Source organism: Niameybacter sp. (assembly GCF_036655075.1).
Lineage (GTDB): Bacteria > Bacillota > Clostridia > Lachnospirales > Cellulosilyticaceae > Holtiella.
Genome location: NZ_JAVVQU010000001.1, coordinates 1 through 18,206, shown reverse-complemented (window position 1 = coordinate 18,206; position 18,206 = coordinate 1). Strand labels below are relative to the sequence as shown.

The 18,206-nt window shown below is 36.5% G+C and carries 16 protein-coding genes; 14 read left to right on the top strand and 2 right to left on the bottom strand.

Translation table 11 applies throughout. The features are described from left to right. The first annotated feature begins 206 nt into the window (after positions 1–206). Positions 207–1,982, top strand: coding sequence for a sensor histidine kinase (locus RRY75_RS00080; RefSeq protein ID WP_332493161.1), 1,776 nt, complete (start codon positions 207–209; stop codon positions 1,980–1,982). A gap of 12 nt (positions 1,983–1,994) precedes the next feature. After that, positions 1,995–3,611, top strand: a complete 1,617-nt coding sequence (locus RRY75_RS00075) for a response regulator transcription factor (protein ID WP_332527172.1) — start codon at positions 1,995–1,997, stop codon at positions 3,609–3,611. On the opposite strand, the gene RRY75_RS00070 is transcribed toward RRY75_RS00075, so the two are convergent. After that, a complete protein-coding gene (locus tag RRY75_RS00070) occupies positions 3,602–4,519 on the bottom strand; it encodes a CehA/McbA family metallohydrolase (RefSeq protein WP_332493159.1) in 918 nt (305 codons plus the stop codon). The two genes, RRY75_RS00075 and RRY75_RS00070, sit on opposite strands and share 10 nt — an antisense overlap. Before the next feature lie 18 nt (positions 4,520–4,537). After that, on the bottom strand, positions 4,538–4,990 hold the full coding sequence (locus RRY75_RS00065) for a DUF6669 family protein (RefSeq protein ID WP_332493158.1): 453 nt from the start codon (positions 4,988–4,990) through the stop codon (positions 4,538–4,540). Between the two features lie 208 nt (positions 4,991–5,198). Between RRY75_RS00065 and RRY75_RS00060 the strand changes: the two genes are divergently transcribed. The 12 genes from RRY75_RS00060 to RRY75_RS00005 all read left to right on the top strand — a co-directional run. Next, positions 5,199–6,128: a metallophosphoesterase family protein gene (locus RRY75_RS00060; protein ID WP_332493157.1), complete on the top strand. Its 930-nt coding sequence runs from the start codon at positions 5,199–5,201 to the stop codon at positions 6,126–6,128. Further along, a complete protein-coding gene (locus tag RRY75_RS00055) occupies positions 6,128–6,886 on the top strand; it encodes an endonuclease/exonuclease/phosphatase family protein (protein ID WP_332493156.1) in 759 nt (252 codons plus the stop codon). Before RRY75_RS00060 ends, RRY75_RS00055 begins: the two co-directional genes overlap by 1 nt. 83 nt (positions 6,887–6,969) lie before the next feature. Further along, positions 6,970–7,938 carry an ABC transporter permease gene (locus tag RRY75_RS00050; protein WP_332493155.1) on the top strand — a complete coding sequence of 323 codons (969 nt, stop codon included), beginning with the start codon at positions 6,970–6,972 and terminating at the stop codon, positions 7,936–7,938. Positions 7,939–7,958: 20 nt separating this feature from the next. Then, entirely contained in the window at positions 7,959–9,716 is a 1,758-nt protein-coding gene (locus RRY75_RS00045) for an extracellular solute-binding protein (protein ID WP_332493154.1), read from the top strand. A 60-nt stretch (positions 9,717–9,776) separates the two neighbouring features. Continuing rightward, positions 9,777–10,697 (top strand): carbohydrate ABC transporter permease, encoded by a 921-nt coding sequence (locus tag RRY75_RS00040; protein WP_332493153.1) that lies wholly within the window; start codon positions 9,777–9,779, stop codon positions 10,695–10,697. Positions 10,698–10,829: 132 nt separating this feature from the next. After that, positions 10,830–11,768, top strand: a complete 939-nt coding sequence (locus tag RRY75_RS00035) for a carbohydrate kinase family protein (protein ID WP_332493152.1) — start codon at positions 10,830–10,832, stop codon at positions 11,766–11,768. 8 nt (positions 11,769–11,776) lie between these two features. Next, complete coding sequence (locus RRY75_RS00030; RefSeq protein WP_332527173.1) at positions 11,777–13,132, top strand: family 4 glycosyl hydrolase; 1,356 nt, start codon at positions 11,777–11,779, stop codon at positions 13,130–13,132. Positions 13,133–13,157: 25 nt separating this feature from the next. Continuing rightward, positions 13,158–14,654, top strand: coding sequence for a leucyl aminopeptidase family protein (locus tag RRY75_RS00025; protein WP_332527174.1), 1,497 nt, complete (start codon positions 13,158–13,160; stop codon positions 14,652–14,654). An 89-nt stretch (positions 14,655–14,743) separates the two neighbouring features. Continuing rightward, positions 14,744–16,312, top strand: coding sequence for a hypothetical protein (locus RRY75_RS00020; RefSeq protein ID WP_332493149.1), 1,569 nt, complete (start codon positions 14,744–14,746; stop codon positions 16,310–16,312). Between the two features lie 32 nt (positions 16,313–16,344). Beyond that, on the top strand, positions 16,345–17,040 hold the full coding sequence (locus RRY75_RS00015) for an MgtC/SapB family protein (protein ID WP_332493148.1): 696 nt from the start codon (positions 16,345–16,347) through the stop codon (positions 17,038–17,040). A gap of 27 nt (positions 17,041–17,067) precedes the next feature. Then, positions 17,068–17,868, top strand: a complete 801-nt coding sequence (locus tag RRY75_RS00010; protein ID WP_332493147.1) for a histidinol-phosphatase HisJ family protein — start codon at positions 17,068–17,070, stop codon at positions 17,866–17,868. Positions 17,869–17,912: 44 nt separating this feature from the next. Then, on the top strand, positions 17,913–18,206 hold a 294-nt coding region (locus tag RRY75_RS00005; protein ID WP_332527175.1), incomplete at its 3' end, for an MFS transporter.

Here is an 18,206-nt window from a genome sequence, read left to right as displayed (position 1 = left end):
TGAGTCTATAGTTCTTTTTGTATTTTTACACTAAGTTAACCTAAAATTAATCTAAATTATATAATTTTAACAAAAAATATGATATAATTTCTAAGTAATTAGAAAAGTAAATGAAATTCGGGAATAAAAATACCGACAAATTCAATAAGTAAAGGATAAAAGTTAGGATATACATACAAATGAAAAAGGATTAAAAAGAGAGAGAGATGAAGAAAATACTCAAACAATGGATAGCTAAGCTATTTCATTCCAACACAATTTTTATACAACTTCTGGGATTTACTTTGATTGTAAGTATTGTGCCTATTATCATTATTAGTTCACTCTTATTTAATGAGATTTCTAACCTAGTTGAAAATACCTTGAATAAGTCTTATGCTCAACTTGTGGCACAATATATGTCTAATATGGATGCAAACTTCTTTAGGTATCATGATAGGCTAGACCAAATTGCTAACAATACGATTATTATAGATGAGTTATTAGGAAGAGGAAGTAGCACAAATCCTTATGTCAAAGGAGAAAAGGTAAGCTTAGAAATAGGAAATAGCTTAAGGTTAGAGGGCTACAAAGAATTTCGAAACTGTATGATTTATTCCAATATAAAAGAATCACAGATATATGGCAGTAGAATTTCTATGTTAGAAGAAGGGGTTAAAGAATTATGGTATTTGAAAAATAGAAGTTTTCAAGAAGGTACATTAACCTATACAACAGGGAATAGAAAAGATAGGGTGCTTTCGTTAATAGAAGATATTCAATACATAGATACATCTAATTTTACCAAGCGCTATTTAGGATTTGTAAAATTGGATATAGACCCGGTTAAACTATTTCAACCGGTGAAAGAAAGTACAGAGGAATTTTATCCTTATGATATCATTGTTTTGGATAAGGACAATCAGCTAATATATGCTTCAAATGATAAGTTGCTAGCAGAAGTAGATGGAATTGATATAAGAGAACTTAAGAGTAATAGGATGATTCAACAAAATGGAGTCATGGTTTATGGGGATACAATAGATTCCTATGGGCTTAAGATACTCTTCCTATTTGAAGGAGACTTGTTTATTAAAGAACAAGCAAGATTGCAAAAGTCCATGATGCCTATGATTATCCTACTTGTTGGATTTATTGTAGTAACTATCTACTGTTTTACTAGGAATTTCTCTAAGAGAGTTGAAGGCTTAGTACAAAAATTCAAGTTAGCTGAAGAAGGTAACTTTAATGTGACAGAAGAAATTGGTGGAAATGATGAAATCGCACTTTTAGATAAGCAATTTAATCATATGCTACGGCATATAGATAAGCTTATACAGAAGAATTACATTCAGCAGTTAGAGAAGAAAGCATCAGAACTTAGAAATTTACAACTCCAGATTAATCCACACTTTCTCTACAATACATTAGAAACAATAAGTGCATTAGCTGCTGTAAAAGGAGCTTTTGAAATCTGTGACTTATGTGAGAAGCTAGGCGATATCTTTAGATATAGTTTAGGGAAAAATTATGGTGAGTATGTAACCATCCGGCAGGAGTTGAAACATACCCAAAACTATATTTTCATACAAAAAGCTAGGTTCGGTGAGAAGTTTGAGGTGTATTATGAAGTGGAAGAGGCGCTGATGGAGCATCAAATTTTACGCTTTATTTTGCAACCTATTGTAGAAAATGCCATTGTTCATGGATTAGGTACGTGTGCAACAAAAGGGAAATTAACTATATTTGTAGGGAAAGAAGGAACAGACATCATCATTAAAGTAGAAGATAATGGTGTGGGAATGACCAAGGAGAGATTAGCACTCATACTAGAATATATTAATGACAACGAAGTAAAACTTAAAAACAGAACACGAAGTATTGGTATACGTAATGTACATCAAAGGATTAGGTTAGTTTGTGGAAATGATTATGGTATTAACATACAGAGCGAATTAAATCAAGGAAGTTGTTTTACAATACGCTTGCCGTTTACTGACTAAGGAGGAATAAAGATGGGGAGATGTATTTTAATCGTTGATGATGAAACACTTATAAGACAAGGAATTCGTGCAAGGTTAGACTATCTAAACTTTAAATTTGATAAGATAGAAGAGGCAGATGATGGAACAACAGCCCTTGAGCTACTGAAAGAACAACCTGTAGATATTGTGATAACGGATATTAGAATGAGAGATATGGATGGTATTGACTTAATTCGCAAGGCCAGACCACTTTATCCACATATTCAATTTGTTATCTTAAGTGGTTATGCTGAATTTGCTTATGCAGAACAAGCTATTAACTTAGGGGTCAATGCGTACTTATTAAAACCTATTTCAAATGAACAACTGAAAAAGACAATGAAAGAAGTACTAGATAATATAGGGGAAAGAGAAGACAATGAAAAAGTTATTGAGTTAGGTGAGCGCCTTCAAAAGGATAAGGAGCAGTATACTTTAGAAAAGAATGTGAATGTACTGCTCCATCAGTCACTCCCTTTTAAGAGAGAGCATTTTCTCATCAAACAAGCTATTAATAGACAATTTCCATGCCATGGTAGAAAGCTGATGGTGGCACTGATAAATATTGATGGAGAGAGCTATGAACGCAATAAGTTTGGGTATCAAGATATCCAACTGATGCGCTTTAGCGTCGAAAATATTTTTAAGGAAACGAATATTAGAAGTGATAAAATCATTATTAATCACCTGTCCAACCCTAACCAACTTTTTGCTATTTTGTCTAATGAGTGTGCAGTTACTTTACGGGCAGAAGCAGAACAAATCTTCTCAGCACTTCAAGGTATGCTGTGGAATCGTATGCAGATTTCTATTAGCATTGGTATGAGTACCATTAGAGATGAGATCTCTTTATCAGCTACAAAAGAAGCACAAGGTGCATTTAACCAAAGGCTTATTCACGGAAATGGAAATATCTATTTTTATGATGATATTAAACTATTAGCGGCCAATCAACTGCCGACTTCCCAGTTGCATATGCTGAGTCAGTACATAGAACGTAATGATATTGGAAATATTCAATGCATACTCGAGGACATTTTTTCCGATGAACAGATTCAAAAATATAATGTGAACTATATCCGTATTATGTGGGTAAGGGTGATTGGAATTTTATTAAAATCAGCAACGACAAGTTTCGAGAAGGAACCTAGGAAGGCGGAACAACTCGTAGTGGATTTAGATGAGCTTACGAGCCTATCTTCTTTGAAAGAGATGCGAGAATATTTATGGGCACTTGTCCTAGATTGCTTAGAAACAGAAAGTCATGTAGACACAAATGCTAAAAATAAAATTAAGTTAGCCATCAAATACATCACAGAACATTATAATAAAGATATTGCCATTAATGATTTGGCAGAAAAATTTACGATGAGTCCAAACTATTTCTCTTCTATTTTCAAGAAGGAGACGGGGCAAACGGCTATTAACTTTATTAAGGCATTACGTATTAATAAAGCTAAAGAGTATTTAGCGCAATCCCAAAAGAGTGTTGTAGACATTGCAAAAGAGGTTGGATATGAAGATAGCCAGTACTTTTTTAAAGTGTTTAAAAAAGCTACTGGCCAGACACCACTACAATATAGAAAGTGTAATAGTCCTTATAAATAAATAACAGGCGCTATAGCAACAAGGTTCATGATATCAGTAGAACCTTGGTAAAGCTTAGGAATAATAATAGAATCTAAGTCTTGTAGACTTATAGTAAGAGGAGCTTTGTCGTTGAAGTTAAATGACAAGGTTCCTTTTTGGGTGCGAAGAGATAGAACATAAGGGGTATGAGGTTGTTCTTGATAACCTGGCTTATTGGTTGCAACAATGGAGAAGGTAAGCGCTTTAGTAGATTCATTGATATGTGCCTCAAGAATAGGACCTTTGGATATCCATGTTCTTTTAGATTGGAAAGCAGTGGCAAGCTCTTCTTCAATATTACCTTCTGGTATGCCTTCTATGAAGGTTGCAAATTGATGATGCATACTATTATGGCCATGTAAGTCCATTCCACTACTTGCAGCAATAGGATAACCTCCAAGGACTAAATCTTCCCACCAAAGCAAACCGCGTTCATTAACTTCATAAAGAGGTTCAGGATTATTGAAGACTTCTATAAAGTCAATACAAGAGTAGTCAGTGAAAGTCATCTCAAAGCCACAGGTGGCAATAGGGTAACCACATGAGAAGGGATGAGCTATACCGGCAATAGCTCCTTTTGCTTTAGTTGCAAGGAAGAGGCGTTCAGGCTTGTGGCGGTTAATATTCTCCCAAGGCACGTATTCTTTTAAGTTAAGGCATAGAATATGTCCATAATAGGTGGTGTACTCCATGCCGTAAATGCAGGACATAGCAATATTTTGTTCTTTGAGCAATGCTTGAGCTTTAATATGTCCAGAAATTGTATTGTGGTCTGTAAGTGCAAAAGCATCCACATGGTCTGCTTGCATCAAGTGAATAAGTTCCTGGACGGTTAGGTTACTATCTGATTCCGTCGTATGATTATGTAGTTCTAAACGTTTATACATACAGTGTTCCTCCTATTCTTAACGTACGGATAAAGATAAGGCATAGTGTGTCTCGTCACGAATGACGCTAAAAGCTAAAATAGTAATGCGGATGACACCATTTATAGAGGGCTGAGGAATGCAACCTGGAGTGGCCTCATGCTCACTAAAATAGAGATGTCTAGAAGTTTCTTGTCGGTGTATGCCACCAATAAATGTATCATTCATGGTTACAATCATTTGAAGTTCTGTTTTCATATCTTTAATAGTATGAGTAATCAGTTTATCGCTAGCTGTATCTGCACCATATTTACCATTACAGGCAGCAATGAGTTCTTTTTTTAATTCATCTGTGATCACTTCATAACGTTGCTTGTCAAAGGAAAAGGCAATATCCATTTCTTGATATTCTTGATCTAAGCAAATAGTATAGGAGATTTGCCCGACAAAGCCTTGGTTTAAGATCCCCCCAACTTCATATATTTTCTTCATATAAATTAACCCCTTTTCATAAAAAATCTAAAGATGTGACTAATATACTATTAATTTTTAAAGAGTTCAATGGAATATAGAAAGTCGTAGAAATGTACAACTTTTTGTGTAGAATAGTCCATTGTTATGGAAAGGTATCTTTAGTAATCTGGCAGTAAGAAATATTATTTTTAACTATACATTTATTTAAGATGGAGGATAACATCAAATGAATAAACTTAAGTTTTCACCGGAAGGCAAATTTAAACTGCTTCAATTTACAGATATCCATTTTAGCGATGACAATCAAGTAGACCAAGATACTGTGAATTTAATGAGGAAAATATTACAAGAGGAAAATCCAGACTTTATTATCATTACAGGAGATACAGTGTATGGAGAAAATAATGCACAACATTTACCTTTAGCATTAGCACCTGTTATAGAGTCACAAATTCCTTTTACATATACATTTGGGAATCATGATACAGAGGAAGGTGCAGGCTATGAAACGCTTTTTGATATTTTAAAAGTGATGCCAAACTGTCTACTTGATCATGATGAAAACTCAAAGGTAGGAATGGGTAACCATACTTTAGAAGTGGTAGATGAGCAAGGCATAGTCAAATGGGTACTTGTCGGAATGGATTCAGGTAACTACAATCCACTTCCTCATATGGAAGGCTATGCTTATGTACAAAGACCACAAATTGACTGGTATCAAGAAAAGATGAAAGCCTATGAAGCACAAAGTCCACAGTTTGGTGCACTGCTATTTATGCATATTGCACTGCCAGAATTCCATGAAGTATGGGCAATGGAAACATGTTATGGACTTAAACGAGAAGGTATTTGCAGTCCGAAGATTAATACAGGATTCTTTGCTGCAATGCAAGAAGTGGGACATACCAAAGGTGTGTTTGTAGGACATGACCATATTAATGACTTCTACGGAGAAATGTATGGTATTACATTGGGGTATGGTAGAGCAACAGGTTATAACACTTATGGGCAAGGAGATTTCTTAAGAGGTGCTAGAATTTTTGTATTAGATGCATACAATACAGAGAGCTTTGAAACTTATGTAAGACTATCAGATGGAACGGTCATTGATGCTCCAACTGAACATTTACCAGAAAGAGTGAGGGATGATAACTAATGAAATTTGTAACTTTTAATATACGTTGTGACTATAACCAAGATAGAGAAAATAACTTTTGTTACCGTAAGCCATTTATTCTAGAAAAGCTTAAGCAGGAGTCACCAGACATTATTTGTTTCCAAGAAGTATTACCACATGTTGCAGATTGGTTAAAGGAAAATTTAACAGATTACTACGTGTTAGGTTGTGGGCGAGATGCAAATTTAGAAGATGAGCAGACAGCTGTTGCTTTTAAAAAGCTTAAGTATCAGCTCATTGGTATGCATACATTTTGGCTATCACCTACACCTTATGTTCCAGGGTCACGCTATGACAAGCAAAGCATTTGTCCAAGAACATGTACAGAGGTGGTCTTACAAGATGTGGCATCTAAAGAAATGTTTAGAGTGCTGAACACACATCTTGACCATGAAGGAAGCGAAGCCAGAGTCTTGGGAATGAAACAAATCTTAGACTATATAACCCAAGTTACTACATTTAAAGAAGCAACAGTCTTTTTAACTGGAGACTTTAATGCCGCGCCTCATAACCCTGAGATTACTATGATTAGTGAAGTGGGTGGATTAGTTGATTTAACAGAGGAGATAGAAGGCACATATCATGAGTATGGAAGAATAGCTCAATGTGAACAGATTGACTATGTTTTCACTTCTAAAGGGACTAAATGTAAGGAGAGAGGCCTTTGGAAAGATGAAATAAAAGGTGTATTTTTATCTGACCACTATCCTGTATTCGTAGAAATATACACTAAATAACGCAGTTTTTTACATTGTTGATAAAGTTATAAAACTATATGATAAAGGCAGAAATAAAGAAATTGACAAGAAGGAGGAGTTGCATGAGTAGTGTGAGTGCCAAACCAATAGAATGTGAAAAAGTGGAGTGTATTAAACAGCAAAAAGTACCTAAATGGAAGAAGGCTTTAAAGTACTGGCCATTATACTTAATGCTATTACCGTGTATTATATACTTCATACTTATTTGCTATGTGCCTATGGCAGGAATCGTGTTAGCGTTTAAGGATTATTCATTTAAAGCAGGTATTTGGGGTAGCCCTTGGGTAGGACTTAGATATTTTGAAACTTTCTTCAGCAGTTATGACTGTGTAAGATTACTTCGTAATACATTAACAGTTGGATTCATTAAATGTATTTTAGAATTCCCATTTGCAATTCTTTTGGCTTTAATGTTAAATGAAATCCGAAATCTTAAATTCAAAAAGACGGTACAAACGATTACTTACTTACCACACTTTTTATCATCAGTAATTATTGTAACGATGATGCAAAGAGTGCTTGCTCCGAATACTGGAGTACTCAATCAAATTATTGGATCAATGGGAGGAGACCCTAGTACATTCTTCTTAATGGAGGCGAAGTACTTCTTCCAAATCTTATTCTCAATGGATTTATGGAGAAACATTGGTTGGGATTCTATTATTTACTTAGCAGCAATTAGTGCAGTAGACATAGCCCTTTATGAGGCAGCAGAAATGGATGGATGTTCAAAACTTAAGAAAATCTGGCACATTACATTGCCAAGTATTAGAGGAACTATTGGACTACTCTTTATCATGGGTGTAGGTGGACTTCTTTCTTCGGGATTTGAACAAATCTATTTATTAAGAACCCCAGGGAATATGGCTTTAGCAGATACATTAGATACATTTGTTGTACGTATCGGTCTAGCAGGTGGACAATTTGGATATGCAACAGCAATTGGTTTAATCCAAGGGATTGTCGGACTTATACTTGTAATCATTTGTAATAAGCTATCAAAGAAATTTACTGAGGTTGGACTTTGGTAAAAATATGAGGAGGTAATGAGATGAAAGGGAAAGTTTTTAAATCAATCTTAGCAACAACTATGGCAACGACTGTGTTAATGGGAAGTTTAACAGGGTGTGCACAAAGTGGGGCATCAAGTAGCGCATCTGATAAGGATAGTGCAGCACCTACAACGCAAACAGATGACAAACCAGATACTTGGATTGCAGATCGTACAATTACAATTCAAGCATATGTAGATGACATTGGTTACTCAATACCAGAAAAAATGAATGAAACACCTGTTATGAAAGAAATTAAAAGACTTACAGGTATCGATATCGATATTCAGTATACACCTGGAGATAATGATGCAGCAGTACTTGCTTCTCACCTAGCATCTGGCACAATTCCTGATGTTGTTGTAACTTACTTAAATGACTCTTCAAGATCAGAATTTTCATTACTTTTAAAAGCTGCTAAAGAAGGTATGTTTGCAGATGTAACAGAGTATATGAAAGACTCAAAAGTATACAGTAAATACTTAGAAGAGGGCTATCTTCCTAATGATGCGTATAAAAACATTACATTTAGAGAGGATTTAGATGGTGCTTATGTTATGCAACTATCTATTCCAGCAGTAGATCGATCTTTAGAGTTTAATCCACAAGAAGAATACATAGGTGGTATGTACATACAAAAATCAATTGTAGATGCACTCGGTATTAATCCAAGTGAGATTAGAACACAGGAGCAATTCTACAACTTACTAGTAGATATTAAAAATGGTGGCTTTACAGACGACCATGGTCAATCCGTTTATCCATTAGGACCTAAATACTGGGGTGGATCAAAAGATACTTTAGATTACATCTTGCGTGGTTATGACTGGGGTGTAAGTGATGGTTATAATATGGATACTGATGGAACTATCAAACACGAAGTAGAAACAGATTATGTGTACAAAAAAATTGGTTTTGTTAGACAATTATTAGCTGAAAACTTAATGAATCCAGAATTCTTCACAATGGATAGTACACGTGCAGCAGAAGTATCAGAAACACGTAACTCAGCTATTATTGCAGATGTGCACAACTACAAAGAAATCGTTTACCAAACAGGTGAATGGGTACCACTTGGACCTTTAGATGACTATACAGGAGACAATGCGAGAGCTGTGCGCGGTAAAAGTGGATACGGTGCTTGGGCTATTTCAGCAGATGCAGAAAATCCAGAAGAAATCTTTGCCTTCTTTGATTTCTTAGCAACACCACAAGGTAAGCTTTTAGGTAACTATGGTATTGAAGGTGTTCACTATGATATGGTAGACGGTAATCCAGTTGTTAAAGAGGAAGTTTTAACGCATTTAAATGATGGAGATTCAGAATGGTTAATCAATAATGTAGGTGCATCATTCGGTGGGTCAGGTGTAGTATTCTGGGAATATGCTATGACAGACCTTGACTGGCTTGAAGAATTTGGCGAAAGTCGCCCAGGTGCATCAGCAGGAACTGGATTTGAAGGTGCTATTAAAATTGCAACAGATTATCCTTACAAAAAGAAACTTATACCAGGTTTAAAAGCAACAGCTTACCTTTCTGCAGAAGGGTTAGAAGAAGTCAAGGCTCAAATGTCATTACTAGATTATAGAGAAATGTTAGTACAAGCTATGTATGCAACAAGTGATAAAGAAGTTGAAAGCATTGTAAATGGTTTCCGTACACAAATTCAAAAAGCTGGTTTAGAAGAATTTAGAAGTTACTTGACAGAAGTATATGCAGAAGATCATGAAAGCATTAACTTCTATCCTGTAAACTAATCATTATGACTCTGCTACGGAGGTGGCAGAGTCATAATACAAGAAAGGATATAGGAATACATGGAAAAAGAGATAAAAGTAAGGAAAACAAAAATAAAAGAAAATTTCAGCGATAGACTGATACAGGCATTTATATATTTTGTTGTTATTGCACTATGTTTAGTCATTATAGTTCCTTGTATTAATGTATTGGCCTTATCCTTTAATGATGGGGCCGATGCAGCCAAAGGTGGGATTTATTTTTGGCCTCGTATGTTTACGTTAGATAACTACAAAGAAGTATTTGCAGATGGAAAAATAATGAAAGCTTATAGTATTACTATTGCTAGAACGGCAATAGGAACATCATTAAGCTTAATTGTAACAACACTTGCAGCTTTTGCACTTAAAGAAGAAGATTTACCAGGTAGAAAAATTATTACAATGCTTATTACATTCACCATGTTATTTGGTGGAGGTATGATTCCGACTTATATTCAGTACAAAAATTTAGGATTATTAAACTCCTTCTGGGTCTATGTTATTCCGGGTATGGTAGGCGTAACAAATTTATTAATGGTTAGAACATTCTTTGAATCTATTCCCGATAGCTTAGAAGAATCAGCTAAGCTTGATGGATGTGGTTATTTTAAAACTTATACACAAATTATCCTTCCACTAAGTAAGCCGGTTATAGCAGTAGTTGGTTTATATACAGCGGTAGGACACTGGAATGATTGGTTCTCAGGTGCATTTTATATGAGATCTAGCAAGTTATGGCCAGTACAAACTGTGCTGCAACAGATGTTATCAAGAGCAATGGCTTCTTCACAAGAAGTAACAACAGCTTCACAAGCTATTGCACAAGCGAATAGTGCAGTAACGTCTGACTCACTTAAGATGGCTGCGGTTATTGTAACAACAGTACCTATTTTATGTATCTATCCTTTTGCACAAAAATACTTTGCTAAAGGTGCCATGATAGGAGCCGTTAAGGGTTAAAATGCTAATAAAATAAAAGTGAAAAGAGTGGGAGCGTTGCACTAAGTTTGGTTAGCGCAATGCTCCTTTTGTATATAAAGCATGAGGTAAGGATGAGACAGATAATAAAGTACATAAACAAGGAGTAGGCGTATGCAAAATAAAAAATGGGATGTTTATATCTATGGAGATATTAATATTGATCTTGTCATTCCGGGTGTAGAGCGTTTTCCGTTGCCAGGACAAGAGGATGTAGTAGGAACAATGAATACTTATGTAGGTGGTGGTGCGGCAGTCTTTACATTAGGTATTGGAAAGCTAGGATTAAAGCCTGTATTCCAAGGAACAATTGGTGATGATTGTTATGGTAAGTTTATACGAGATGAATTCCATACTCAAAATGTAGATGATACATTACTTGCAACAAGTGAGATTAACAAGACAGGCATCTCTATTAGTTTTACAAACGAAAAGGACCGTTCATTCCTAACCTATAGAGGAACCAATGATGAGATTGACTTATCTAAGATTAATTTAGTCGGTGTGAGACAAGCACGTCATATTCACTTAACAGGTTATGCAGGGAGCAAAAATCATCATCAATACTTAGACCTTGTAAGAAAGGTTAAGGACGTGGGTGAAGTGAGTATCTCTTTTGATGTAGGGTGGGATGATGCAGGGGAATGGTACGAAGGCATCTATGAATTATTCCCTTATATAGATGTCCTCTTTATGAATGAGACAGAAGCCATCCACTATAGTCGTAAAGCAGATGTAAGAGCAGCCGTTTTAGACTTTGCAAAGACTTGTCCACAAGTCGTGGCAAAGCTTGGAAGTGAAGGTTCACTTGCTGTTTATAAAGGGCAAGTCTATGAGGCAAAAGCGTATACAGTACAGGCAGTGGATACTACAGGTGCAGGAGACTCTTTCAATGCAGGTTTTGTCTATGGATTCTTAAAAGGGAAGTCTATAGAAGAGTGCCTTAAATATGGCAATGGATGTGGCGCATTATCTGTGACACAACTTGGAGGGAATACAGGCTTCCCAGTAGAAGAAGTGCTAATGACATTTATTACACAACAAGAAAGGTAGGGTATACCATGAAGATAGCAGTTATTGGTGGTGCGGGGGTTCGTACAGTCATCTTTATCAATGGATTATTAGAAAGATATAAAGTTTTACATATTGACCAAGTGATACTTTACGATATTGATGAGGAGAAACTTGAAATCATCGCTAAGTTATGTAAGCACGTTGTGGAACGTAAACACAAAGATTTGAAAATAGAGCGAGCACAAGATGCAGTGGAAGCCATCACAGGTGCAGACTATATTGTAACAACACTGCGTGTAGGTGGAGACCATTCAAGAGTCGTAGATGAAACTGTGGCTTTAGAAACAGGTGTGATTGGTCAAGAGACTACGGGTGTAGGCGGATTTTCTATGGCAGTTCGTACAATTCCAGTGCTTATGGAGTACTGTGATCTTATTAAAAAGCATGCACCCAATGCTTGGATTTTCAACTTTAGCAATCCATCAGGACTTGTGACACAAGCACTTAGAAGTTCAGGCCATGATAAAATTATTGGTATTTGTGATGCACCGAGTAGTACTAAGTTCCGTATGGCACAAGCCTTAGATGTAGCAGAAAAGGATTTATATGTAGAGTTTTTTGGACTCAACCACTTATCTTGGATAGGAAGTGTGAAAAAACATGGGGAAGAAATGTTAGAGACACTGCTTGTGGATGATACTTTCTTGCAAGGTATTCAAGAGTTCTCTATGTTTGATCCAGAGTTGCTTAGACAAATTAAATTCTTGCCTAATGAATACCTTTATTATTACTATCACCGAGAAAAAGCTTTAGAAAATATTCTAAAGTCAGGTGCAACGAGAGGCAAAACTATAGAGGCTGTAAATATTCAAATGATGGAAGAACTCAAGCGTATCAATATTGACGAACAGCCAGAGGAAGCACTTCAAATCTTCTTATATTATATGGAAGTTAGAGAACGTTCTTACATGAGTATTGAGACTGGAAATGACAAAAAGGCAGAGATTGAAAAAGGTCATTTAGAAGTGCCAGATGGTATTGGCTATGCCGGAGTTATGCTAGATTGTATTGAAGGCTTGCAAAGTGAAGTTGGGAGATACCTTGTCCTTTCGGTCCAAAATGAAGGATGTATAGAAGGATTAGAAGCAGAAGATGTCATTGAAGTGACTTGTAAAGTATCTCAAGAAGGTATTCAACCAGTACCTATTGGTAAAGTGCCTGAACACTGTAACGTACTCATTCATGCTATTAAGTTGTATGAAAAGTTGACAGTAGAAGCTATCTTTACAAAGTCTAAAGAAAAGGCTATCCAAGCATTAACGTTACATCCACTTATTAACTCTTACTCACTAGCAAAAACATTGGTAGATAAATATGACCAAGTTTATGGCGGTCTTTTCTAATCATTCCTCAGGAGGAGGCAAAAAAATGAAAATTAATCAACAAGTTACATTAACTTATAACAAAGAAACAGAGTACATGGTCATCCCTTATTTACAAGAAGAAGGTATCAAGAAAGAATGGTTGAAACTTTTGCTTCCAACTTTAAAAGATGAATTTCCGATGGAAGCCTTTATTCAAGAAAAGAGTAAGCCAGTGATCTATATGCAAGAGAGCTGGGTTCAGTTAGAGTTTTTGCCCATAGAAAAAGAACAAGTAAATCCTATAGAGGATATTCGAAAAGCTTTTAGTGCTTTTGCTAAACAAAGTACATCAGATTGCCAACTTGTGCTTGACCACTTACATATAGAAGGGGTAACACAAGAAGAGCTGATTCAAATAGCAGTTCAAGCATTGTTTGAAGGGGCCTATCATTTTAATAAACGTGCCTTAACACAAGTGAGGGATACAAATATTTTTAGTATGAGAGGCCAACTGACAGATGAAAAGACACAGACCATTACTTTGGTTGTAAGCAAAAGCTGTAAAGAGGCTATAACAAAAGGTATGACATACGGTCAAGCCATCAATAGAGCACGTACCATTGCCAATATCCCAAACAACTATCTACATGTCAAAGAGTTCGCAGCTTATGCAAGACAATTAGCAGCCCACTATGGATTAGCCTGTACAGTGTTAGGGAATGAAGAACTTAAAGCAAATGGATGTGGTGGCATCCTTTCTGTTAATGCAGGAAGTGAACAAGAAGCTAACCTAATCGTGCTGAGCTATCATGGGGATGAGAAAGCAGAACGCAATGCAGTGATTGGTAAAGGGGTTATGTTTGATGCAGGCGGTTACCATCTTAAATCTTTAGAAGGTATGGATGGGATGAAATATGATATGTGTGGTGCAGCCAATGTGCTTGCAGTCATAGAGATTGTGGCGGCACTTAAGAGTAAAACCAACTTAATGGTGGTTATACCGGCTGTTGAGAATGTGATTAGTCCAGATGCTACCAAAATGGGGGATGTTATTACAACCATGTCAGGTAAAACTGTAGAGATTTGGAATACAGATGCTGAAGGGCGATTAATCTTATGTGATGCTTTGACTTATGCCATTCGTCAAGGTGCAACTAAGCTGATTGACGTAGCAACACTTACATATTCTTGCCAAGGTGCACTAGGTTCAGAGATTTCTGGTATCTTTTCAAACTGTGAGGATTTCTACAAAGTATTTCTTAAACATGCCAATAAGACAGGCGAAAAAGTGTGGAGACTTCCACTAGATGCCATTTACCATAAATTATTGAAAAATACAAAGACTGCAGACCTTATGAACTATGCACCAGGCTATGCAGCAGGAGCAAGTGTAGCGGCTTGCTTCTTAGAAGAATTTATAGAGAATGACTTACCTTGGATTCACCTAGATGTAGTAGGAACAGCGGTATGTAGAAGTGAAGGTGTCCATAAGGAAAAAGGGGCAACCGGTGTATTAATTAGTACGATTACTTCCTATTTAGAACAAGGTGCTAAAGCATAAAAAGCAATAGGTAAAAGAAGAGGAACATACACTAGGAGCGATTTATAACACACTATAAATAAGGATCAATCAGAAGAGGGAGGACGAGGATGAAAAACTATACATTCGATACAACAATCTCAAAAGAGGTGCTAGAAAATTATTTATCACGTTCAGTATCAGCTGCCTTTTTTATTCATACAAAAACATTAGAAGATGATTTACGGGCGATTAAGAATATGGGCGTCAAATTTGTAGGACGTGCCTCAGGGATTTGGGAGCCAGATGAATGTGATGAGGAACACTTTGAAAAGTCTAAGTATTTAGCAGATAGACTTCATGAGGTAGATCCAGAGATTATCATTCAAGCTTGTATTTTTGAAGCTGTTTATCATTATGAAGACCGCTTTAAAGTACCGGCTTATGTCTTTGAAGCCTTTGGGTTACCTATAGAAGATAGAGGCTTTTGCGTTAAAGATATGCTTTTTCCCGAGAAGCCAAATGGATTCATTTGGGGAGAAGAAGGTGGGATTCCAGACCTTAACCGCCTAGAAGCAAGAATGTGGTTCTACTACCGTGCGACACGTTATATCGATGCAGGGTATGAAGCCTTACATATGGGACAAATTCATCTCTATACTGCCAATGACCATGGAATGAAAAAGATGCAAGAGCTGATGCAAATGATTCGTAACTATGCAAAAGTGTATGGAAGACGCCATCTTGTACTGATGGATGCCCACAGCCATGGGATTAGTATCAATGGAAAGCTCTTACTCGATTACAATGCCATGCCTTTTACAAGGGTACCTCTTCTAGATAGAGAAGGAGAAAAGCTTGTCATGGTACGTGAAGGATTCAGCGAAGGGGGAGAAAATCCTAATGGGTGGTCAGCAGAAGCCATGCCTTTTTTAATGGAGTATGACAACTGGGGTGGCAAAGTGGTTGATCGTTTTGAGGACTATATCTATGCGGAGCGTGGATGGAAAGATTGGTGGGGATATGACCAAATTGGCTGGTTTGCAAACCAAGACGAAGAAGGGCAAAGACATTTCTTGGAGTACACTTATAAATGGACAGCCATTAATAACCCGAATGCATACTTTGAAGTGCCTTTTAGAAGAACATTAAACAGTGCCGCCGTTAAGATGAAGCGTGCTGATAATGGAGAATGGGACACACAAGGCTACTATCAAATCAATACGAAGAGTGCAGCTTGTCCCATGGGATTTGGTCAAGAAGAGGCCATTAAGAAGCTATGGGCAAGTGGTGATACATTAAGACAACAAGCGGCCAACCCACAACATCTCATTCAATATGGTGCACATGAAGTCTATGACAAAGAAACAGGTATGAAGCTTCCTGAAAAAATTGTAGCTTATGGTAGTTTTCAACCTCATGTAGGGGCAGTGCAAAATGATTCTAATAGTGAAGTGACACGTATGTACTATATAGGAGACAATACGTACACCCTTTCTGTGGTGATGCCCTTTGCAGGAGAATTTGATTATGCCATAGCCACTTATGGGACATTGTCAGCCACTTACTGCTATGACACCTATCCAAGAAGTGGATCCTCTAACAAAGGGACATTCAAGGTTACAAAAGACAATACAGTAGTACGTTTTAGATACAAATTTATGGATCATGTGGTAAGGGTTGAAATATTTGAAGAGTGAGTTATAGAATTAAATGAAAAGAGGTAAGCGTGATGATAAGCATCTTAGAGTACCTAGAAGAGTTTAATTATGCTTCTATATTAGTACGACTAAGCTTGGCTGTTATCCTAGGCGGTATAGTAGGTGCAGAACGAGCGACCAAAAGACAAACAGCAGGTATACGTACCTTTGCAGTCGTTTGTCTAGGCGCAGCACTTGCTATGGTAACGAATGAGTATTTATGTGTACGGAGTGGAGACACAATAGATGCTTCTCGTATGGCAGCACAAGTTATAAGTGGAGTAGGTTTCCTAGGAGTTGGTACAATCATTACGACGGGTAAGAATCAAGTCAAAGGACTGACAACAGCAGCGAGTCTCTGGACAGTAGCGACTTTAGGTCTTGCTATAGGAGCTGGGTTTATCTACGGTGCATGTGTAGGTTTTATCCTTATCATGGTTGCAGTAAAGGTATTAGAAAAAGCAAGTAGATATCAAGAAAAACACAATCGTGTACTTGAACTTTATATGGAACTAAGCCCTGAGGGTGGAATGACAGGTGTTATGGACTATATTAAAACTAAGAAATTTGTGATTCGCTCTATGCATCGAGACTGCCAAAATACATTTAAAAGTGAAGACGTTGCTGTTACAATGGAATTAGACTTGTGTACAAAAAGAGATCACAACAGTATTTTGGTAGAATTAGAACAAATAAAAGGATTAGACTATGTGGAAGAGATACGCTAATCCAATTGACGTAGAGGAGAATAGATCATGTACTTAGCGGATTATCATATGCATTCTAAATATTCTTTTGATGGGCATGAAGACATTTGTGACCTTTGTGAAGAAGCCATTAGAAAAGGTCTTCAAGAAATTGCTATTACAGACCACTATGATATGTTTCAAGATAAGAAGTATCGTAGAAGACTAGATGTTGACCAGCTCTATACAGATATTACTAAAGCAAAAGAGTTGTATGCAGGGAGACTTATTGTAAGGGCTGGTATAGAAGTTGGGCAACCACAAGCTTCAAAAGAAGAATATAAAGACTTTCTTGAAAAAACCAATCTGGATTTTATTATAGGGTCTGTACATAACTTAGAAGATACTCTTGATGTAGGGGAATATGATTTTTCAAAAATAGAGATGAGTCAGTTATATGGGCGTTACTTAGATGCTTTAATAGAGCTTGCAACACACTATGAATTTGATGTTATCGGACATATTACTTATCCTATGCGCTATGCTTATGGGCAACTTGGTATATACCCGAATATGAATCTGTATAGAGAACATATAGAATCGCTTTATAAAATAGTAATAAAAAGAGGGAAAGGCATTGAAGTAAATGCTTCAGGATTTTTCCAAGCCATAGGAAGATCAATGCCTGATTTGGATTTGGTCAAGTTCTATAAAGCTTGTGGTGGAGAAATCATTACAGTAGGATGTGATGGACATTATCTCAAACATATAGGGTGTGCAGTGAAGCAAGGGTTAGAAGTTGTGAAAGAAGCAGGATTTGAATACATTACTACATTTGAACAAAGGAAACCTGTCTTTAAGAAAATTTAAAGTAGAAGAAGGGTTCTTGCTTAATAATATGAATAGGTGAAGTGATGAGAAATCAATTAAGAAGTTATACAAAGTATATTGCTTTTATAGGTTTTGGCCTATGTATGGTTATCCTTGGAGCAAGTGATAGTATGCGGGGGATTTTCTCACTTGTTTTTCAACAGCATTTTGAGTTAAGTACGACCCAGTTATCCCTTATTGTAACAGTTAGTTATTTGGGTAATCTTATTTTCTTATTATGTGGTGGGAATTTGTTGGATCGGTTTAATAAGAAGAAAGTCTTTTTAATGACACTTGGGATATGGCTGGTAGGCGCGCTTTTATTTGTAGGAGGCGAT